This is a genomic window from Rhodospirillales bacterium (genome assembly GCA_028824295.1).
Lineage (GTDB): Bacteria > Pseudomonadota > Alphaproteobacteria > TMED109 > TMED109 > VXPW01.
This window is the reverse complement of sequence record JAPPED010000023.1, coordinates 41,193-61,812: the sequence shown is the minus strand read 5'-3', so window position 1 is coordinate 61,812 and position 20,620 is coordinate 41,193. Positions and strand designations below refer to the sequence as shown.

15 protein-coding genes and 1 pseudogene are annotated in these 20,620 nt (G+C 64.2%); 8 read left to right on the top strand and 8 right to left on the bottom strand.

Going from position 1 to position 20,620, the window contains the following annotated elements; genetic code table 11:
• Positions 1 to 17: 17 nt before the first annotated feature.
• Positions 18 to 623, top strand: a complete 606-nt coding sequence (locus OXH60_10210) for a c-type cytochrome (GenBank protein MDE0712491.1) — start codon at positions 18 to 20, stop codon at positions 621 to 623.
• Between the two features lie 145 nt (positions 624 to 768).
• On the opposite strand, the gene pgeF is transcribed toward OXH60_10210, so the two are convergent.
• From pgeF to lgt, 3 genes are read right to left on the bottom strand one after another with little or no spacing between them, the layout of a single operon-like run.
• Entirely contained in the window at positions 769 to 1,536 is a 768-nt protein-coding gene (gene pgeF / locus OXH60_10205) for a peptidoglycan editing factor PgeF (protein MDE0712490.1), read from the bottom strand.
• Positions 1,536 to 2,600, bottom strand: coding sequence for an SAM-dependent methyltransferase (locus OXH60_10200; GenBank protein MDE0712489.1), 1,065 nt, complete (start codon positions 2,598 to 2,600; stop codon positions 1,536 to 1,538). Before OXH60_10200 ends, pgeF begins: the two co-directional genes overlap by 1 nt.
• Positions 2,597 to 3,385: a prolipoprotein diacylglyceryl transferase gene (gene lgt / locus OXH60_10195; GenBank protein MDE0712488.1), complete on the bottom strand. Its 789-nt coding sequence runs from the start codon at positions 3,383 to 3,385 to the stop codon at positions 2,597 to 2,599. The genes OXH60_10200 and lgt overlap by 4 nt, the downstream gene beginning before the upstream one ends.
• Positions 3,386 to 3,471: 86 nt before the next feature.
• On the opposite strand from lgt, the gene OXH60_10190 reads away from it, so the two are divergent.
• From OXH60_10190 to OXH60_10175, 4 genes and pseudogenes are all read left to right on the top strand, one after another.
• Positions 3,472 to 3,771: an accessory factor UbiK family protein gene (locus tag OXH60_10190; GenBank protein ID MDE0712487.1), complete on the top strand. Its 300-nt coding sequence runs from the start codon at positions 3,472 to 3,474 to the stop codon at positions 3,769 to 3,771.
• 22 nt (positions 3,772 to 3,793) lie between these two features.
• On the top strand, positions 3,794 to 4,630 hold the full coding sequence (gene proC / locus OXH60_10185; GenBank protein MDE0712486.1) for a pyrroline-5-carboxylate reductase: 837 nt from the start codon (positions 3,794 to 3,796) through the stop codon (positions 4,628 to 4,630).
• A gap of 189 nt (positions 4,631 to 4,819) precedes the next feature.
• Positions 4,820 to 4,921, top strand: a pseudogene (locus OXH60_10180) (hypothetical protein).
• A 104-nt stretch (positions 4,922 to 5,025) separates the two neighbouring features.
• Positions 5,026 to 5,403, top strand: coding sequence for a glutathione binding-like protein (locus tag OXH60_10175; protein ID MDE0712485.1), 378 nt, complete (start codon positions 5,026 to 5,028; stop codon positions 5,401 to 5,403).
• Here the strand turns inward: OXH60_10175 and OXH60_10170 are convergent.
• The 4 genes from OXH60_10170 to OXH60_10155 all read right to left on the bottom strand — a co-directional run bounded on the left by OXH60_10170 (position 5,400) and on the right by OXH60_10155 (position 8,228).
• Positions 5,400 to 5,816: a MerR family transcriptional regulator gene (locus OXH60_10170; GenBank protein MDE0712484.1), complete on the bottom strand. Its 417-nt coding sequence runs from the start codon at positions 5,814 to 5,816 to the stop codon at positions 5,400 to 5,402. The two genes, OXH60_10175 and OXH60_10170, sit on opposite strands and share 4 nt — an antisense overlap.
• Positions 5,817 to 6,364: 548 nt before the next feature.
• Positions 6,365 to 7,393 (bottom strand): phosphate acyltransferase PlsX, encoded by a 1,029-nt coding sequence (gene plsX / locus OXH60_10165; GenBank protein ID MDE0712483.1) that lies wholly within the window; start codon positions 7,391 to 7,393, stop codon positions 6,365 to 6,367.
• A gap of 10 nt (positions 7,394 to 7,403) precedes the next feature.
• Entirely contained in the window at positions 7,404 to 7,595 is a 192-nt protein-coding gene (gene rpmF / locus OXH60_10160; GenBank protein ID MDE0712482.1) for a 50S ribosomal protein L32, read from the bottom strand.
• Positions 7,596 to 7,694: 99 nt separating this feature from the next.
• The gene (locus OXH60_10155) at positions 7,695 to 8,228 is read right to left on the bottom strand and encodes a hypothetical protein (GenBank protein ID MDE0712481.1); all 534 of its coding nucleotides are present in this window, start codon (positions 8,226 to 8,228) and stop codon (positions 7,695 to 7,697) included.
• Between the two features lie 270 nt (positions 8,229 to 8,498).
• Here OXH60_10155 and OXH60_10150 point away from each other — a divergent pair, with 270 nt between their 5' ends.
• Both OXH60_10150 and bamE read left to right on the top strand, forming a co-directional pair.
• Positions 8,499 to 10,298, top strand: coding sequence for a thiamine pyrophosphate-requiring protein (locus OXH60_10150; protein ID MDE0712480.1), 1,800 nt, complete (start codon positions 8,499 to 8,501; stop codon positions 10,296 to 10,298).
• Between the two features lie 204 nt (positions 10,299 to 10,502).
• On the top strand, positions 10,503 to 10,997 hold the full coding sequence (gene bamE, locus OXH60_10145; protein ID MDE0712479.1) for an outer membrane protein assembly factor BamE: 495 nt from the start codon (positions 10,503 to 10,505) through the stop codon (positions 10,995 to 10,997).
• 580 nt (positions 10,998 to 11,577) lie between these two features.
• Here bamE and OXH60_10140 read toward each other — a convergent pair.
• Positions 11,578 to 12,834, bottom strand: coding sequence for a dipeptidase (locus OXH60_10140; GenBank protein MDE0712478.1), 1,257 nt, complete (start codon positions 12,832 to 12,834; stop codon positions 11,578 to 11,580).
• Between the two features lie 695 nt (positions 12,835 to 13,529).
• Between OXH60_10140 and OXH60_10135 the strand changes: the two genes are divergently transcribed.
• Positions 13,530 to 20,606, top strand: coding sequence for an SDR family NAD(P)-dependent oxidoreductase (locus tag OXH60_10135; protein MDE0712477.1), 7,077 nt, complete (start codon positions 13,530 to 13,532; stop codon positions 20,604 to 20,606).
• Positions 20,607 to 20,620: the final 14 nt, after the last annotated feature.

Below are 20,620 nucleotides of genomic sequence, written 5' to 3'. Positions count from 1 at the left end.
TTCCGCGGCTGTCGCGCATGCGCTATGTTCGAATGATGCTGACGATCATGTCGAAGCCCCTGCGTATCCCTCTGATCGCGTTGACGTTTTTCGTCTTCGTATTGCCGGTGCACGCGGCCGAGGCTCCGGAGGGGGTGGCGCCGTGTCTCGCCTGTCATGCAGCCGACGGGCTTGCTGCCGACGCCGTCACGCCACTCGTCGCGGGGCTTCGCAAGAAGCACGTCCTGGCGGCAATGGCGGACTATCGCTCGGGTGAGCGCCTGCATGAGGAGATGCAGCAGGCGGCCCAGGGGCTCGACGATGCAACCCTCGACATGCTTGCTGCCTGGTTTTCCGAGCAACCCTGGATCGCGAGCGAGCGCCCGGTCGACAGCGATCTTGCAAAGGCTGGCAGCAGGAAGGCCCGCGCATCATGCAGTTCGTGCCACCGCCGCTCGGGCGAGGGCGGGATCGGCGCACCCCGTCTCGCCGGCCAGAGCGTCGACTACCTCGTTGCGGCGAGCACCGCCTACCGGGACGGCGGCCGTACCAGCCCGGCTGCCCGCGGGAAAGGCTTCGTCATGGGCGACCTGACCGATGACGAAATTCTCGCGCTGTCACACTACTACGCGAGTCTCCGCTAACCATCCGCAATGGCGCGGTCAGGATGATCGTGCCGGCTTCCCCGGTTGCCCGCGGCGCATGACCACGTACCTCCAGGAAATCCCCCGCCCTTGAAGCGGCGGTACAGCGCCGCGTCGCGTCGCGCCCGGACCGCAGCCGACCTCGCTAGGCTGCGATGCCGATGAGTGAGAGCAATCGCCCGTAGCGCGGTTCCCCGGCCCGGAAGTTCCGGCGGTAACTGAAGAAGCTGTCCGGTTCGCCGGCGGTGTCGCGGTCGAGGACATCGACGATGCCAATCCCTGCTTTTTCCAGGCAACGGACCGCGTATCCAGGCAGGTCGAACAGAAGCTTCGCGCCTGCTCGTCGAAACAGCGACTCGCCGGCCGGGTCGTCTCGCAGGAAGGGCTCGGCGAACGGAGGATCCACCTCGTAGCTGGCTTGGGCGATTGCCGGCCCGATCGCGGCGACCACGCGCTCGCGCTTGGCGCCAAGCCGTTCCATCCGATCGACGGCTGCCGGCAGTACGCCGGCCAGCGCACCCTTCCATCCGGCATGGGCGGCGCCAACCACGCCGGCGACCGGATCGGCGAACAGGACCGGAGCACAATCCGCAGTCAGGATGCCGACCGCGACCCCCGGCTCCGTCGTCACGACTGCGTCCGCCCGTTGCGCGGGCGTCGGCTCGGGCCCGGCGATGATGACGCGGGTGCCGTGGACTTGATAAGGGGTTACCAGGGGTGCGTTTCCCAGGCCCGCGGCGGCAACCGCCCGGCGGCGATTCTCGGAAACCCGTGCACGCACGTCATTGGATCCGAACCCACAGTTGAGGGACCGGAACGGGCCGTCGGATACACCGCCGCGGCGGGTCAGGAAACCGTGCCGCACCGGGCAGTCCTTGAACGCCGGGGACTGGAGCGCCTCTACTCGCTTCACTATGCGAACCCCGCCGGGTTCGGGCCGTTCGGGCAGGCCACCGACATGGCGTGGAAGCGGGACCCCATGCCCTCAGGGTGAACAAGACGGTGAAGGGCGGTCTCGATGCCGGCGCTTGCCACGGCCTGCATTGCAGCCAGCCGTTGCGCGCGCTGCCGGATGCCGATGGCTTCAAGGAACTCGCCCTGCTTCCGAGGACCATGCACGCAGGCACCGCCCGTGCGCGCCGTAGCCGCCAGCGCCTGGAAATCCACCCGGGAGGACAGGTCCGCCGAGCCGGGGTCGTCCAGCGGGTCCACCCGCCGGTGCGACCGGACCGCCTGCAGGGTTCCGAATGGCTCCTCCCAATCGCGCGCGTAGTCGACAATCAGGCTGGCGCCGCCGTCGCTTACGGCACGGGCGGCAAGATCGGCAACGACCGCTTGGGCGACGGGCGAAATCTCCACGACCTCGCCTTCGCCCGCTGACTCCGGCAGCCGACTCGTGATGGGCGAGCGGCGAGGGGCAAGCGCGAAGATGAAACGGGCTCCTGATTCGTCCCAGGTGACCGTCCGTTCGCGCCAGTGCGTGCCGGTTTTGACGTACTGATGAATGGGCAGTGCGTCGAAGAACTCATTGGCCACGACCAGTGAGAACGCCTGCGGAACCGAGGCGAGTTCGATGGCAAAACGAGCATCAGGAACGGCAGCGGCCTGCGCGCCACGCAGTCTGGGTGAGGTCTCCACGAACCAGATGCTGGCGGCACGGGCGAACGAGGGCGCCACGGTGTCGGCGGTCCGCAGGATGTCCTGCACGAGCGTACCCCTGCCGGGGCCGAGCTCGACGAGGAGAAGCGGTTCGGGGCTTCCGGAACGGTGCCAGTAGTCGATCAGCCAGCCCGCGATCATCTCGCCGAACATCTGGTGGATTTCCGGTGCGGTCGTGTAATCACCCGCTTCGCCGATCGGAGTGCGGCGGGCGTAGTAGCCCAGCTCCGGATGCAGCAGGACCGTGGTCATGAAGTCGGCAATCGTCAGCGCGCCGTCGCGGCGGATCCGGCGGATCAGGACGTCCCGCAGGGTCACGGTCCGGGCCGGCGATAGGCCCGCGCCCACACGGTCGCGCCGATGACCAGGACCGGGATCGACAGCACCATGCCCATCGTCAGCGGACCTGCCAAATAACCCAGGTGGGCATCCGGTTCTCGAACGAATTCCACGAGGATGCGAGAGCACGCATAGCCTGCGAGGAATACGCCGGCCAGGGCGCCGGGGCGGTGGACCATCGGCGTTCGCGTAGCCAGGAAACGGAGCACGAGGAACAGGACAACCCCTTCCAGGGCGGCTTCGTATAGCTGGCTCGGATGGCGGGGATCGGAGCCTGCCCCCGGAAACACAACGCCCCACGGGAGCTCGGTGGGCCGGCCCCACAGTTCTCCGTTCACAAAATTGGCGACCCGCCCGAAGAAAAGGCCTATTGGGATGACGCAGGCAATCGCGTCGCAGAATGAAGCGAACCCGAGGCCACGGATGCGACAGAAGAGCCAGGCTGCGCCCGCACTTCCGGCGAGGCCTCCGTGGAAGGACATGCCTCCCTCCCAGATAGCGAAAGCGGCAGCGGGATCACCGGCGAGGATCTCGTGACCGTAAAACAGCAGGTATCCGAGGCGGCCGCCCACGATGATCCCGAGGATCGTCCAGAGGACGAAGTCAGCGACATCCTTCGGCGTCGCATTGGCAGGAAACCTATGAATGGATTGCGACAGGAGGCGCCATCCGAGAAGGATGCCGGCGATGTACGCGAGGGCGTACCAGCGGACGGTCAGCGGACCGATGGCAAAGGCCACCGGATCGATGTCGGGGAACGGCATGTCGGGAAGTCTTGTCGGGCGCAGCGTAGATGGAAGATCAATGCTGATCCGTATACTAGCGGCACACTTCGGGGAGAGACACGTCGATGGCCACGTCCCGGCGGATTGCATCCGACCTGTTTCGGCTCACCAGGGGGGCTGTGCGGACTTGTCGTCAGATCGGCAGGGAAGCGGCCTGCCGCGGACTGCCCGCGCGGGACCGGCTGCTCGACCGGCTGGGATTGGTGCCTCGCGAGGAGTTCGACGCGGTTCGCGAGCTAGCCGAGAACGCACGCCTGGAAAGCGAACGATTGGCCGAGCGAATCGCAGGGCTTGAAACCGGCGGGCGAAAACGGACGACCAGACGACGCAGCACGACCAGGAAGGCGGGAGAGTCCTCGTCGTGATTCCTGGCGCGCCGGTCAAACCTTGACCTTGCCTGCGGAGGCACTTCGGGTCCTGCTCGTCGGGTCCGGCCGCATGGGCTCGGCCATGCTTCGTGGCTGGCTGGGACAGTCGATCACGGACCCCGCCGCAATCACGGTTGTCGAGCCCGACGAAGACCGTCGCAGCCAAGCGGAGTCTGCGCACGGGGTACCCGTGAGCCCTGTCGTACCGGCGGCATGGTCCGGCGACGCCGTGGTGTTTGCCGTCAAACCGCAGATCTTGGATCAGGTCCTGCCTGCCTACCGCGCGCACTGTACCGCCAGTTGTGCTGTTTCCATCGCCGCCGGAAAGGACCTGCGGACGCTTGCGCGCGGTGTCGGTGATACGGTCCCGATCGTGCGAGCGATGCCCAACTTGCCGGCGTCGGTGGGGCAGGGGGTGAGCGTGGCAGTTCCGAATGACCACGTGGACGCGGGTATTCGGGAATGCGCCGGTCGGCTGCTCGGCGCGGTCGGCGCCGTTCACTGGATCGAGGATGAGACGTTGATGGACGCGGTCACGGCGCTCTCGGGGAGCGGGCCGGCCTATGTATTCCTCCTGACCGAAGCGATGGCGAAGGCGGGCGAGCGGGCCGGGCTGCCGTCGGGTCTTGCGCGCAGCTTGGCTCGGGAGACGGTGGCCGGCGCGGCAGCGCTGATGGCCGCGACCGACGATGACCCTGCCAAGCTCCGGGCCGACGTGACGAGTCCGGGCGGTACCACGGCAGCCGCACTTCGCGTGCTGATGGACGACGAGCAGCAATGGGCGTCACGGGTGGAACAGGCCGTGGCTGCCGCCGCTGCCCGCTCACGCGAACTCGCTGCAGTCAGGGAAGACTGAGCGAAGCGCTCAAATGGTCCGACAAGCGCTGGCCAATGCTGCCAAGCCCATGCTGATGACCTGCGGCGTCACGACATCGACGTAGAATTCCGACCACCGGCTCCGATAGTCCCACGATTGACTTGTATACGGCAGCCACGCCGAACGGCTACAAGGCGAGCATCGAGCTGGAGGAACTGGGGCTTCCCTATGACCTCCACGCCTTGGATCTGCGCGAACGAGCAGCGGGAGGACTGGTTCCTCAGGATCAGTCCCGACGGCCGCATTCCGGCCATCGTCGATCGGGATGCCGGCGATCTGGCGGTCTTCGAGTCCGGTGCGATCCTCATCTATCTGGCCGAGAAGACGGGGAAGCTCATGCCGTCGGACGTGAAGGGGCGCTCTGAGGTACTGCAGTGGCTGATGTTCCAGATGGGCGGCGTCGGGCCGATGCAGGGGCAGGTAACCGTGTTTCACCGCTATTTCGACCGAGACTCGCTGCAGCGGTGGGGCAATACCGGAACGAAACCGCCCGCCTGTACCGGGTCCTGGACCGACGGCTTCGGGGTCGTGAACGGTTGTGCAGCGCGTACTCGATCGCCGATATCGCGACGTGGCCGCGGATACGCCGCTACAACTGGTCGGGAAGCCCGGATGTCGAGAACCTCGAGCATCTGCAAGCGTGGATGGACCGCATGGCGGCCCGGCCAGCCTGCGCGCTTGGGGTCACGCGTCCGTCGTCCCCGAGACGGATGGAAGTGGTCGACATGGGCAGGAAATTGCTGGTTCGCTAGGTGGCGGCGAGATCCGCGCGCGCCGCCAGCAGGTCCTCACGAAGCTTGCGCAATCGTTTCCGGAGTTCCGGATCCATGGTGACCGCCCCCGGGTACCGTACGGCGTCAATCCCTTCCTCACGCAACGCCTTTTGCGCGCCGTCGATAGTGAGGTGGCGCTCGTGCAGGAGACGCTTGATGCCCCTGAGGAGGGCCACGTCCTTGGGGCTGTAGCGGCGACGCCCGCCACCGACCCGCCGGGGCTTCAGGACCGGAAACTTGTCTTCCCAGTAGCGGAGCACATGCTGCGGAACGTCGAGTTCAGTGGCCACGTCTCCGATTTCACGAAGCGCTGTACTTCGGAAATCAAGCCGTCCAGGTTCGGATACCGGTGAACTCGGCGGTTGTTCCGCCTTTGCCGGATCTGGTTTCATGGTGCCGCCTGCAGGCCGACCCGCGGGCTCGGTGTGAGGGTCGGATTCGCCTGACACCTCACTTGTGCCGCGGCGCGGAATTGACTCGTCGCTTCAAGTTGTTCGAGGATCGGAAACTGACTACCCGTCGAGGCTTGATGACAGCCTCGACTTGCGTGTTGGGGTTTCGTCCCAACCGCATCCCCTTCCGGTGTAAGATAAACCGGCCGAAGTTGCGAATTCTGACCACTTCGCCATCGGCCAGACGCTCAGCAATCTCTTCGAATACCCGATCCACGAGGGTGGAGGCGAGTTGTTGGGAAACCCCGAGCTGTTCGAATATTTCCCGGGCCAGGCCAGCGCGGGTCAATGTTCCCTTGCGCATGCGCACCCCCGTCGAACCCAACGTCTAATCTATCCATCAGTTAATGCTAATGTCAATGCTAAATACCGAGACATTCGGCGCCAGGGTTCCCAATGGGAAAAGTTAAACTTATTGAATTCAAGGACAGGTATTGGACGTGGACTTGATACTGATGTAACTGAATTACTCTCTAGCACGAATTCCGCTAGGCCGGTGCAGCTTCTCCAATCTCCTTGATGGCCGCAAGGATGTGCTGATTAACGTCACCACGCACCATATCGTACGCCACGTCGATAGAGTGCGCGAACCCCAGCGCATCGGTGCCGCCATGGCTCTTGACGGTCACGCCGTTTAGGCCCAGCAGAATCGCGCCGTTGTGTTTCCGGGGATCAAGCTTCTCGCGCAGGGTCTGGAACGTGGGGCGCGCAAGTATTCCTGCCATCAGTCCGCCGAGTGAACTCCTGAGTGCTGTGCGCAGGTAATGGCTGCAGAGCTTTGCCGTGCCTTCTGCGGTTTTCAGCATCACGTTGCCGGTGAAACCATCGGTCACCACCACGTCCGCCTCACCGGCCGCCACGCCGTCGCCCTCGATGTATCCTTGGTAGTTCTCGCTGAGCGGTCCGTTCCGCAAGTGCGCATCAGCCTGACGGATGACGGCGCGTCCCTTGCCCCGTTCCTGCCCGATGTTGAGGAGTCGGACTTCCGGGTCGACGCGGCCGAGTACCACGCGCGCAAACGCGGTCCCCATGACCGCGAACTGGACTAGATGGCTGTCCTCGCATTCGGCGTTGGCGCCCATGTCCAGCAGCACGATCTCACTGCGCCGCGTTGGGATCGTGGCCGCAATCGCCGGGCGATGGATTCCGGGAAGGCATTCGAGAAGCTTGATCGCGAACGCCATCAACGCGCCGGTATTTCCTGCTGAAACCGCGGCATCCGCCGTCCCGTCCTTCACCGCGCCGATCGCGAGCGCCATGCTCGAGTCGGTCTTGTTGCGGAGCGCGAGGGACGGCCTCTCGCCGGCTTCCACGCTCGCACCTGCAGCGACGACGTCACAGCGGCTGCGCAGCGTCTTCTGGCGATCCAGGAGCGGTTTGATGCGGTCCGGATCTCCCATGAGATGGATGCGGGCGTCGGGATGGCGTGCGCACGCCAGCGCGGCCCCCCGGATTACGAGTTCCGGCGCGCGGTCACCTCCCATCGCATCCACTGCGATAGTCGGTTGTCGGTTCATGAAGAAAGGTTCAGTCGCGGGCGGAGGGCGTGTCGTCGACGAAGTCCCGACCACGATAATGCCCGCACGACCCGCAAACATGGTGTGGGCGCCGGTAGGAACCGCAGTGCGGACATGCGACGGCGTTCACCGGCTTCAAGCTCTGGTGCGCGCGACGATGCCCTCGCCGCGAACGCGTCACTTTCTTACGCGGAACTGCCATGAGGTTGCCTGATCAGAGTCGAACAAGACTTGGGGGCGGACTTGGTAACCCAATTGACGCCTCTGCGCAAGCACGGAACCTGTCGGCGGCGCCAGGGATTCAGGCACGATCACTCGGATCCTTAAGGCGGGCGAGCTGCGAAGCGAATTCGGACTCCGTGCCGCCTTCCAGCCAATCCGCCTGCCCGGGTGGCGGAGCGTCAGGGTGACGGGGATAAGGATCGAGAGCCAGGGACAGATGCTGGATGGCGAGCTCCCCCAGTTCCAGCCCCTCCGCACCGAGCGGCTCAGGGAGGTCGCTCTCCGGGTCAGCTGGTTCTTCAACCGGGACAGAATGACCGGTGCGTTCGTCGAAGGTCGTCTCGAACGGGAGCACGATCGTTTCCTCGAAGTCTTCGAGTGTCACGACACAGGTCCGGATCAAGCGGGCACGGACCAGAGCCTCGAGGCGGACCTCGCTGCCGGATACAGAGGCGGTCCTTGCCTCGACCGTGAGGGACTTCAGTCCGGACAAGCCAAGTCGTTCCACCACTTCGGGACGTTCCGCGCCCAAGCAGCGAAGTCGAAAGCGGCTGTTAACCGTACTGCATAGTTCCGCCGGGACGGGATCGAGCAGCGGGCGGGCGTTAGGCATGCGGATGGCGTTCCCGGAATGTCAGGGCGACTGCCTCAATTGCGCCCGCGCGCTAACCGGCGAGGTTCGATGCAGGCGCGGCGACCGAAAGGAAAGATGAGGGCGAGTCTAATTCACCGGGCGCCGGACGACACGGTTTGACAAGAGGCGGTCCGTGGCGGGAGGGCACGCCACGAACCGCGTTCATTCGGATTGCGGTGATGCCTCGTCGAAGCGCTGCTAGCCGGAAATGACAGTTGGCACGGCTGGTACCGTGCCACCGGCCGGGTCGTGGGTGGTCCCTCGCCGACAGCGAAAACCCGCACCCACGACGACGACTCGGGGACCGGACATCAGCTACCATGTCGCGTCCAATTCAGGCGCGCTTGTCTTCATGGCTCGCCGCTCCGACACCGGCGGTTTGGCCGGTGCTTTCGTGTTTCAGGACCGTGCGAGGAGAGAAGATCCATGAAAGTCGTTGAATCGGTGGCGGAAATCCTGAAGCGCGAGAACGTCGAGATCATTTTCGGCTATCCGGTCAATCATGTCCTGGAGTACGCGGCTCGGGCCAACATTCGACCGATCATCGTGCGGCAGGAGCGTATTGGCCTGCATATGGCTGATGCAATGTCCCGCATCACGTCGGGGGCCAAGATCGGTGTGTTTGCGATGCAGCACGGGCCCGGCTCCGAGAACGCGTACGGGGCGGTGGCCCAGGCGTTTGGTGAATCGGTGCCGATACTGGTGCTGCCGATGGGATACGCACGGCGACTGGCTCACATTTCCCCCAATTTCAATTCCACGCAGGCCATGCGACCGGTCGCAAAGTCGACGGAGCCGGTGACGGCCCCGGCGGAAGTCGGGAACGTGCTGCGGCGGGCGTTTTCCAAGTTGAGAACCGGTCGGGGCGGACCGGCGGTGGTCGAGATTCCGGCCGACCTTATGCAGGAGGAGTTGCCCGACGAGCTCGATTACGAACCGGTCTACGCAACCCGCTACGGGCCTGACCCTGAGGCTGTCGCCCAGGCTGCCAGCCTCCTTCGGTCGGCGACACGCCCGGTCATCTATGCGGGCCAGGGAATCCACTATGCGAAGGCGTGGCCCGGCCTGCGGGAGTTGGCCGAGAAACTGGCGATTCCCGTTTGCACCAGTCTCGGCGGCAAGAGCGCCTTTCCCGAGGACCACCCGCTGAGTCTGGGTTCGGGCGGTGTATCGATGCCCAAGCCGGTCCGGACCTTCCTGGATCAGGCGGATGTGATTTTCGGAATCGGGTGCAGTTTCACGGAAACCGCCTTTGGTGTGTCCATGCCGAAAGGCAAGACGGTCATTCACGCCACGCTGGATCCGTCCGACTTGAACAAGGATGTTCGTTCGAAAGTCGGTCTTGTCGGCGACGCCGACTTGACCCTGAAGGCTCTGCTTGCGGCGCTGGAGGATGAACCGCCGCGCGATTCATCGGCGGTTGAGGCAGAGATTTCGCAAAGCACGGAAGCGTGGATGGCGGAGTGGCTGCCCAAGCTCACCAGCGATGCCACGCCGCTCAGTCCGTACCGCGTGCTGTGGGAACTCCAGCAGTCGGTCGACAAGGCGAATGTCGTCATCACCCACGACGCCGGCAGTCCGCGCGATCAGCTTTCGCCATTCTGGAAGGCCGCCACGCCGCTCTCGTACATCGGCTGGGGCAAGACCACGCAGCTGGGCTACGGCCTCGGGCTTGCCATGGGTGCCAAGCTGGCCTGCCCGGGAAAGCTGTGCATCAACGTCTGGGGCGACGCCGCAATTGGTTTCACGGGTATGGACTTTGAGACCGCGGTTCGTGAACGCATCCCGATTCTTTCAGTCCTGCTGAACAACTTCTCGATGGCCATCGAACTCAAGGTCATGCCGGTCTCGACAGAGAAGTATCGTTCGACCGACATTTCCGGCGATTACGCCGCCATGGCCCGGGCCTTCGGAGGGTACGGGGAGCGCATCACGGAGCCAGGCCAGATCCGCGAGGCCATTGCGCGCGGAATCGCTGCGACCGAGAATGGGCAACCGGCGCTGCTCGAGTTCATCACGTCGAAGGAAGTCCAGGTTTCGCGACACTAGCGTGCTACCAGGAAGGGGTGGGGCCGAGATGGCTGCAGTGTCCGCCCGCGTGCGGAGGGCCGGGGTCAGGCACCGGAGCCGGTATTGCTACCGCCTTGCCGTACCGATGGGCTCGTCATGGGAACGGACGGCAACGCATCATCTGGTGTGCAGGACGTACCCGCCTATGCTGACTGCTTCGCATGCCTCACGGGAGTTCGGCTGTTGCGCGTCTCGCCGCTAGCGTTGCCGCTGATCGCCCTGCTGGTGGCGTTGGCCGCCTGCGGGTCGCCACGCGTCACGACCAACGGATTCCTGTTTTCGGGGCTCGATCTTTCCTTCCTGGAAGAAGACGGCGTCACTTGTGAAGACGTCCTGGCGACACTCGGAACGCCGACGGCACGGCGCCACTTCACCGGCGATCCGTTCGGCAACGACGCATGGTTCTACATCGGTCAACGTGTCAGCTACTACGCGTTCCTGAAGCCCGACGTGATCGAGCAGCGGGTAATTGCGGTACTTTTCGATTCGGAGATCGACGCGGGGCGGTCGAGCTGCGGCGACAACCCTAACGTGTTGGAGGTTGCGGACTACGGTGACAACGAGCTCCGGAATATGGTCTTCAATCCTGATGCGACGGTCGTCGTCGGCAACAAGCGGACCCTGCTGCAGGAACTGTTCGGCGACATCGGCCGATTCTCCACGCCGACCGTCCGGTAACCGGCGGGGCGCGAACGCGAAGGCGGGAGCACCTGCCAGGACGCCCCCCAAGCCGATTGACCGGTTGACATCCCGACTGTTCGACAGGGCTTCGAGGGAGATGCCCCGGTCGGCGGTACATGCGTTCCGTCCGATGGGCATTTCACCCAGTGTTGCAGGTACCGCCATGGCTTGAAAGCTTCGCGACGCGATAGCACGTCGCGATAGACGGGGACTACGGCCGTACTCAAAAGTTCCCCGCAGCAAGGATGCACAGTCCCTAGGCTTGTCCGAACGGATGCGCCGCCGGCGCCGTGGTGACGATCACGGAAACGCGGTAACTGACCGACCAGAGAGTGTGACGCCCGCATCTGGACAGTAAGTGTGCCGTGCCGCTGGGGCTTCACCATCCGGTCGCGGGGAGTTCGCCGGCCGTTTCCGCTCGGGCACGGCGCCGTGTGGGTCGACTAATCCCGGTCCTGCGCCCGTTACCTGATGGCCATGATTCACGCTTGGCGCCGTTCGAGGATGTCTCCGGGCCCCGGTCCGGTCTGGGACCCGGCCAGGTCGTTGGAGGGATGGGACAGCCCTTGATGGTAGCTCACTGGTCCTGCGCTGCTGCCGCAACCGTTTCCACAGCTCTCATCACCCGAAGCAGGTTACCGCCCCAGAGCTTGGCGATGGCATCTTCAGCGTATCCTCTGCGCATCAGCTCGATGGTGACGTTAAGGGCCTCATCGGCGGCGTTCCAGCCTTCGATTCCACCGCCGCCGTTGAAATCGGACGTGATTCCGACGTGGTCGATTCCGATGAGATTGACGGCATAGTCGATGTGGTCGACGAGGTGCCTCACCGACGCCTTCGGCCACGTCCGATCCAATTCGACGCGGCGTTCGACATAGGCATCGCGCTCGGCCTCGCTCATTCGCGCCCAGTCCACTGCATCCCGGAGGTCGAATTCCGTCCGCAACGCCGCAAGGGCAGCTTTCTTTTCCTCGGGTACGGGGTGCAGGTAAGAGTCGAAAGCGACAATGGATACGACCCCGCCGGTCCGGCGGAGGGCCCACAGGGCTTCATCGGAGAGATTGCGCGGATGATCGTACACACCGCGTACAGCCGAGTGGGAGGCGAGTACAGGCGCATGCGAAGCGTTGATGGCGTCTAGCGCTGTCGTCATGGCGGCGTGCGAGATGTCGACGATGATTCCAAGGGCATTGGCGCGGGCGATCACCTTGCGCCCGAAGTCGCTTAGGCCGCCATGCTCCGCCGGGGGCTCGCCCCGGCGGAGATTCGGTACAGCGGAATCACCGATGTCATTATGTCCATTGTGCACAAGGCCTAGGTAACGGACACCGAACGCGTAATAGGTATCGAGGAGGTCGACATTGGGGCCCAAGGCGAACCCGTTCTCCATGCCCATGAGGGCCACGCGCCTCCCTTCGGCGTGGATCCGGTGCACATCACGGGCGGAAAGGGCCAGACCGATTCGGTCCGGATGCTGGAGGTCGGTCATCTCCCGAATCGCGGCAACTTTGACAAAGGCATCGGATACGGCGCGTGCGTATCCAGAAGGATTACGTTCACGTTGCGGGACGTACACGACAAAAAAGGCGGCATCCAGCCCGCCTTTCTTCATTCCCGGCAAATCTACCTTCTGGCGAGGAGGTTTGGCTCGGAGAATGTCGTAGGCCGCGGTGCCGAAGGTGGGCGGAATATCGATATGGGTGTCGATGGTCAGCACGCGCGCGTGAACGGCTGCGGCTTCAGCCTGGAAGGCGGCATCACGGTTCGCGGTCGCCGGAAGCGCAACAAAGGCGATTCCGAGCAGAACCATCCCGGATGCAACGGAAAATGGCATCGTTGGGCGCTCCAGCAGCAATTCGTGCAGCAGTTTGTCGTAAAGCCGTTGCGCTGCGCGGGCTCCGGCACTTTCATACTCGGTACGGAAGAGGTCGCGGCACGTAGGGTAACGTCGTCAACGGTATTCGTGGACCAGACTCGCCACTGCCTGAAAATTGCCTGGTCGCCGCTTGTCCGGACGGCTGAGCGGCGGTTGCAGCCGTGGTGGCGGTGATGCAGAGAGCCGGCGGGGCACCTAGGGGGAGAGGGCAGGCTCAAAATGCATAGGCGGTTACCTTTTGAAGCACGTATCACGAGAGGCTTCCTCCGCCCCCGACGCGTTTCTTCCTCGGGTCTCGCTCCCGCCGGCCGGCGGACCATCAGGCGACATCGTTCCTGGGGCCTGATCCCCGCTCTGCTGGCGCCGGGCTTCGACCGTTCGAAGGGTGCCAAGTGCCCGTAGTGCCAGTCGCTGGAGCTATAGGAATTGTAATGGTCGCGCCGACCGCACAGTATCAATCGGTATTGGAAACAAGTGCAAGAAGCCGCTATACGTCTTGAAGATCGCGATAGTTAGGACGCGCATGGGTCGGCTGCGCTAACTAGGACCATGGTTGAATTCGCAGCGGTACACGCGTCGCTGACTCTCTAGGCGTCCGTGGGCGGGCACCGCCGCCGAACTGCTGGAGACCGCCTCAATTGGATGCTTGGCGGATGAGTTCACAGGAGTTCAATTTCCCGGTTGCCATTACCGGGTACAGCTACCGTTTGCCTGGCGGCATCCACACCGACTCCGACTTCTGGGATCTGCTTAGCAGGCGCGAAATCGTCCAGGAACCCATAACCGATCGCTACGGGAGAGGTTACCGGCCGATCGGCGGTTTCTCCGGCCCAGGTCGGTTTGCCAGCGCCTACGAGGGTCTCATTCGCGACGACGAAGAGAAGCTGTTTGACCGCAGTCTCTTCGGGCTGTCCCAAAGCGAAATGCTGTCGACGGATCCTCAGGTGAGGATGTTGCTGACATGCGCCTGGGAAGCGTTCGAGCGCGTGGGCTGGGACCTCCATTCGCTCCGCAACAGCCCGACCGGCGTCTACATCGGCGCGCAAGTACCGCCCGTCTCGAACTGGCGGCCGATGCGGGGCGCCCAGCCGTTCGACGTGACGGGCATCAGCTTGGCCATGCTCGCCAACCGTATCTCCTATCACTTCAACTTGATGGGGTCCTCCACGACCTATTGCACGGCATGTTCGGCGAGCCTCACTGCTCTCCATGCGGCAATGAACGGGCTCCAGCGCGGTGACTGCGAGCAGGCGCTGGTCGGTTCGGTCAACTACATGGGAACTGCCAGGCTGAGCGCCTCGTTCAACGCCCTGGGAGTGATCAGCCCTGACGGGAAGTGCCATTCCTTCGACGCGGAAGCCAATGGTTACATGCGCTCGGAAGGGGCGTTCGTCTTCACCATCAAACCGCTGACTGCAGCCGAGCGCGACGGGGATCCCATTCACGCCGTCATCGAGGCTACCGCCGTGAATGCGGCCGGCGCTGCCGACGGGACTGAGGGTTTGGCGCAGGGGCGCTACATCACAGCCCCCACCCGTCACGCCCAGGCGGAGCTGATGCGAGTGGCCGGCGCCCGGGCCGGTCGCGCGCCACAGGAGTTCGACTACATCGAGGCCCATGCCACCGGCACTGTCGTGGGGGACCGGATCGAAGGAAACGCCATTACGGACGCGTTTGCCGGACCCGAGCGAGAGACCTCGCTGCGGATTGCAAGCGTCAAGAGCAACCTGGGGCACATGGAAGCCGCGGCGTTCCACTGCGCCCTGCTCAAGGTCCTGCTGATGTTGCAGAGGCGGACATTTGCACCGATTTCCAAGAACTTCGTGGTGCCCAATCCGGAAATCGACTTCGATCGCTGTCCCATGCAGGTGCAGACCGAATGCGAGCCGTTTCCCGAGCGCCCAGTGGTCGTGGGAATCAACTCGTTCGGCTTTGGCGGTGCCAACGGGCACTGCGTGGTCCGCGAGTATCGCCCGGCCCGTCCCCGGACCTGGTCGGTTTCGCTCGCGCCGGAGGCCGGGTTCATGATTCCGCTGTCGGCCCGCACTGGCAGCGCACTCACCGAGAGCGCACGGCGGCTGCGAGACTTCGTCGCCGAACACGAACCCGACCTCTACACCCTGGCCGGCAATCTCGGTCGCCGCCGCACGCATTTCGCCATGCGCGCGCCATTCGCGGTCCGGAACCGCGAGGAACTGGTCGAAGCGCTTGAGGCCTTTATCGAGGACCCGCCGCCTGTCCACTCGGTCGACGACGGCGGGCGCCGCGTGGCGATGGTGTTTTCCGGTCAGGGCACCCAGTGGGCAGGGTGCGGTCGCGACCTGTATCACGCTGAGCCTGTGTTCCGGCGGGCCATCGATGCCGTCGAGGCGCATTGGCGCGAACATTCGGAAATCTCGCTGCGCGAGGCCTGCTTCGGCGCACCGCAGACCGAGCTGAACGAGGTTCGGCTGGCGCAGCCGGTCATTTACATGATCCAGTGTGCCCTGGTGGAGCTGTTCAAGACCTGGGGCGTCTACCCGGATTGCGTGGTCGGTCACAGTTCGGGCGAGGTCGCGGCGGCCTACGCGTGCGGGGCGCTGTCGCTGCAGGAAGCCACGCGTCTGGTGTTTCATCGCGCCACGCTCCAGCAGCGGACCGCCGGATCTGGCCGCATGCTGGCGATCGGCCTCGACCGTCCGGGCGTGGAAGACCTGCTGACGGAACTGGACGTCGCCTTCGGCAGCGGCGAGGACGACTCCGACCAACCGCCGCAGGTAGAGATCGCCTGCGAGAACGCCCCTGCCAACACCGTGATCTGCGGAACAGAGGAAGCCCTGCAGCCGGTCATGGCGGCGTTGAACCACCGGCATCTGCAGAATCAGCTGCTGCCCGGCAACATCGCCTTTCATTCCACCGCGATGCAGCCCCTCAAGGACGATGCGCTGGCGGCGCTGTCGTTCCTGAATGACCTCGACTTCGACGCCGATGTCCCGTTCGTGTCGTCGGTTACCGGACTGCCGACACGGCGACTGGACAACGCGTACTGGTGGTCAAATATCCGCCAGCCGGTGCGGTTCGCTGCCGCGATGGAAACCATCACGCGAGAAATTCAGCCCGACGTGGTGCTGGAAATCGCGCCTCACTGTGCGCTTCAGTCCACGATCGCCCAGTGTTTGGAAGGCAGTCGCGCGGTACCAGCCAACATTCAGACGCTGACCCGAGAGACGGATGTCTGCATCGGCTTTCAGACCGCTCTGGGCGCACTGTTCCAGGCGGGCGTTCCCCTGGACTTCGCGGCCCAGTATCCGCGTCCGCAGCCGATCGCAGATCGCCTGCCCGGACATCCTCGGGAAGAGCGGGCGACGATGGATCTCCATTGCGACAACGAGATGTTCGTTCAGCAAGGCGAGTACTCACAAGGACCACTGGTCGGCCACCGGGTCCCATGTGAGCACCTGCAGTTCGAAGCACGACTGTCGGAAGCTGACTTCCCTTGGCTGGCGGACCATCGCGTGCATCACGCGGCGATCATGCCGGCGGCGGGCTACATCGAGCTGATCCTTGAGGCGCTGGGCGGAGTTCCGGTCCAATTCACGGTGCTCGAATTTCTCCAGCCGTGTCCGGTTCCCAAGGCGCCGGTGAGGCTGCAAACGGCCCTGCAGCCGGTTCCGACGGATCCGGAGGAGTTCACGTTCACAATTTCCTCGCGTTCCTACGAGGTCGACGCTAGCAGCGAGATCCACTGTCGCGGGAAGGTGCGCGTGCTGAGCACCGAGCCGGCGCTCAGCGTGCCGATGCGATTGACGGACATTGACACCGATGGCTTCGAGCAGTCAATTCTTGCTGACGACCAGAATTTCTACGAGCGCTTGCAATCGGTCTTGAGCGAAACATTCCAGTACGGCCCGTATTTCAGGACGATCCAGCGCGTATTGGTGGACGGCGTATCGAAGGCCTACCTGTTTGACGTCGAGATGGACGAGGGGCTGTGGGCGACAGGAGTGGAGGAGGGCTACGTCACCTGTCCTCCTCTGCTCGACGGCGGGCTGCAGATATTCCTGTATCACCTATTGACCGCCGCCGACCTGTTTGCGATTCCGCAGCGGGCGGAATGGGTGACCTTCTTGCGCCGTCCCACCGGGCCCCGCATTACCTGCCATGTCACGAAGCCCAGCGACGACTGGATGAACGCCAACGAACGGGGCCAGTATTCGGTTCGGCGCGGCGAACGATCGGGCGGCAGCATCAGCTTCTACGACGGCGCCACCGGTGATCTCGTCGCCCATATCGGCGAGTACACGTACTTCACGTCCAACCCGCGATGGAATGACTTGCCGAACAGCAAGCACCAGGTTCGCTGGCAGCCAAAGGCGCTTCCCGCAGTTCAGGAATTCCTCGACAGGCTGCCGGGCGGGGAGCCGGAGCCCGAGACCGTAGTCGCGGCGCTGACACACCCGGATAAGGGCGAGCGATACGCTTGTCACATCATCGAGTTCGCCGGCTCCAGAGAGCCGGACGAGACCATTCTTGAACGATGCGCCGCCAACCTCGCGCAGACTGCCGGGCAAAGTGAGTTCTGGCTCGTGGGGGACAGTGAAGAGAGCACGCGGGCCTTGTACGACGCCTTCCATGCCTGTGACGTGCCGCTGCGCTTCGCGACATTCGACATGGCGGATGCCGCCGCTCTGGACGCGGGCCTGCTGCGGCCGGGCGCCGCCGAGATCATTTTCCTCCACCGGGAGGCCGCGAGCTTCGGGCAAAGCGAGTGGGAAACGGTGCGGAGCCTGGCGGTGCCCGGCGCTTGGGTGCTGGTTGAGCACGACGAGGGCGACGTCGTTTCTGCCAGTCCCGGCTGGAAAGCGGTTCGAGCCGGACAACGCGCCACCCTGCTGCAAGCTCCCGGTCCGGACCGCGATCAACTCGATGCCGACGCGCTCCGCAGTCCCCGATGGATCTTGGGCGAGCCCGAAAGTTGGGTACCGGCTTGGTCGGCGTTCTTTAAGCCCCATGACAATGCGCACGCGCTCCCCGAAGAAGCGTTGCTGGCTGGTCGTTTCCATGCGCTGGAGGACTGGCCGGAGGCCGCCAACTTGCAGGCGGTCGACTACTTCTGCGGCCAGGATCCGGAAGACCCGACAGGGGAGAGAGCGGCATCCCGTTTTGTCGCGTTTGTCCAGGCCCTGGTCCCCTACCGGATTGAGCACGCGGACTGCCCGTGCCGATTGACCGTCATCACGCGCCGCGCCGTCCACGATGTAGAGGATCCGCGCGGCAGCGTGTTGTGGGGAGCGGTCCGCAGCATGGCTGTGGAAATTGACGAGGAGGCGAAACTCGATTTCCGCCTGGTGGATCTGGGTGACCGGGACGATCTCCAGACGCTGCACTGGCTGATGCACCACGACGTGCGGGAACGCGAACTGGCAGTGCGGAAGAATGACGTCTGGGTGCCGCGAATGGTCAGTTTCCGGGAGCGCTATGCGCGGATCCCTGCCGGCACCCTGCCAACGTACCGCCTGACGCTCGACAATCCGGGGCAGATCAATGGCCTCGAGATGAAGACGTACGAACTTCCGCCGTTGGGTCCGGAAGACGTGGAGATCGACGTCGCTGCCGCTGCACTCAACTTCCGCGACATCATGGTGACGCTGGGGCTGTTGCCGGCATTGGCGTATGAGCGCTCAGCCCTGGGGCACGAGGTCGGCATGGAGGGGAGCGGGGTCGTACGTCGGGTCGGGTCAGCTGTTCAGGATCACGGCGTCGGAGACCGGGTGGCTTTCATCCAGGGCGGCTGCATCGCGAATCGCGTGGTGGCCAGCCAATACCGCGTGTTCCGCAAGCCCGACGGTATCAACATGGACGAGGCCGCAGCATCGTTGTCGGTCTATGTCACCGCGTACTACTCTTTGATCCATCTGGCCCGCTTGCGGAAAGGGGCGCGGGTCCTGATCCATTCGGCGATGGGCGGAGTGGGACAGGCCGCCATCGCTTTGGCCAAACACGTCGGGGCGGAAATCTACGCTACTGCCGGAACCGAGGAAAAGCGCGCGCAGCTGCAGTCACTTGGTGTGCGGGCAGCCTTTGATTCGCACAGTTTCGACTGGCACGACGAACTGATGGTGGCCACCCGAGGAGAGGGCGTGGACGTCGTGCTGAACTCCCTGGCGGGGCGCCATGTCCATTTATGTCTCGAGGCGCTGCGTCCCGGCGGGTGGCTGTGCGAGATCGGCAAGGTCGATATCTATGCCGACAACGAACTCGGCCTGCGGGTGTTCCGCAAGAACTTGCGGTTCGCGGCCATCGATGTGGACCGGCTGATGGCCGATGACCCGGCCTTGGCACGGGAGTTGTCAGTCGCCTGTGTCGACCTGATAGAAGGCGGTGCCGTGCCGCCATTGCCGGTCACTGTATTTCCGTACGAAGAATTCGCGAAGGCCCTGCGGTTGATGACCACCGGCCGGCATCAGGGCAAGCTGGTCCTGCGGGCTCCGCAGGGCTCCGGTCCGCTGGGCGCGCCGATCGCGGACGTGCGACCGCTGTTCGATCCGGCTGCAACCTATCTGCTAACGGGCGGTCAGGGCGGATTCGGCCGCCGCCTGCTGCCATACCTTGCGGCATTGGGGGCGCGCCACCTCACCCTGATGGACCGCAATCCGGAACACGGCCGGGATGCCGAGTGGATTCGCTGGCACAGCGCACTCGCCTACATGGATGAGGATGTAGAATTCGACTTCGTTGTGGGAGACGTATCGGTCGAGGAAGACGTTCAGCGCTGTATTGGCCAGCTCCAGCGGCCGCTCAAGGGCGTGTTCCATCTTGCCGGATCCCTCGACGACTGCCTGCTCGACGATCTTTCGGCCGAGTCACTTGCAAATGTGTTTGCCCCTAAGGCTCGTGGTGCGCTCCACCTGCATCGGGCCACCAAGGGCCACCCGATCGACCATTTCGTGCTGTTCTCGTCGTCCGCCTCGGTCCTCGGCAACCCGGGCCAGATCAACTATGGCGCCGCCAACGCTTTTCTCGACGGACTGGCTGCGAGCCGCCGTCAGCAGGGCTTGCCGGGCCTTTCATACAACATGGCCGCCGTCGCCGACGCCGGCATGGCCGCGCGTAGCCTGCCGGTGCTCCGCATGATGCGGGCGGCCGGCCTGCCGGCAATCAGCAGTGATTTCGCTGTTTCCAATTTGGACTTCGCGCTCCGCGCCATGGCGGACTCGGACCATCTTGTCTCGGTGTTGTTCGAGCGTCCGTCGTGGACGGTTGACCTCCCGGACTACATGCGCATTGGGCGCCTGATGCGCAATCAGGATGCGTTCGAGGCCGGCATGACCGGAGAACAGACGCTCGAGAGCGTGGCGGCGCAGATTGCCGCGAAGGTGGCGGAGCTGTGCGGTCATGACGAGGGTGGCGTCGAAGAGCCACTGTCCAGCTTCGGTCTCACCTCGATTTCGGTTGCCGAGCTGGGAACGTTTATCCAGACGCAGTTCAATTACCGGGTGAGCGCGCTTGAACTCATGACGACAGCTTCGGCGCTGTCGTTGGCGCAGGGGATCATCCACGGAAAGGATGAGGAGGAGGAGATCTCGTCCGATGATCCGGCAAGGGAGGTAACGGACACGTCGCCCGTCTTTGCGGAACGCCTGCAGCGGGCACCGTCGCGTTTCGCGAGCGCGCCGGAGGACCACTTTCCGAAGGACGTCGATGTCGCTGTAGCGGAATCGCCCCCGTTACGGCTCGAGGCGGCGGGATAGGAGGGGCCGTGGCC

Bases quoted from the DNA above. Each gene is read 5' to 3' on its own strand.
- OXH60_10210 (MDE0712491.1), top strand. From the start codon at position 18: ATGCGCTATGTTCGAATGATGCTGACGATCATGTCGAAGCCCCTGCGT.
- lgt (MDE0712488.1), bottom strand. From the start codon at position 3,385: ATGCCGTTCCCCGACATCGATCCGGTGGCCTTTGCCATCGGTCCGCTG.
- OXH60_10190 (MDE0712487.1), top strand. From the start codon at position 3,472: ATGGCCACGTCCCGGCGGATTGCATCCGACCTGTTTCGGCTCACCAGG.
- OXH60_10170 (MDE0712484.1), bottom strand. From the start codon at position 5,816: ATGAAACCAGATCCGGCAAAGGCGGAACAACCGCCGAGTTCACCGGTA.
- plsX (MDE0712483.1), bottom strand. From the start codon at position 7,393: ATGAACCGACAACCGACTATCGCAGTGGATGCGATGGGAGGTGACCGC.
- rpmF (MDE0712482.1), bottom strand. From the start codon at position 7,595: ATGGCAGTTCCGCGTAAGAAAGTGACGCGTTCGCGGCGAGGGCATCGT.
- OXH60_10155 (MDE0712481.1), bottom strand. From the start codon at position 8,228: ATGCCTAACGCCCGCCCGCTGCTCGATCCCGTCCCGGCGGAACTATGC.
- OXH60_10140 (MDE0712478.1), bottom strand. From the start codon at position 12,834: ATGCCATTTTCCGTTGCATCCGGGATGGTTCTGCTCGGAATCGCCTTT.
- OXH60_10135 (MDE0712477.1), top strand. From the start codon at position 13,530: ATGAGTTCACAGGAGTTCAATTTCCCGGTTGCCATTACCGGGTACAGC.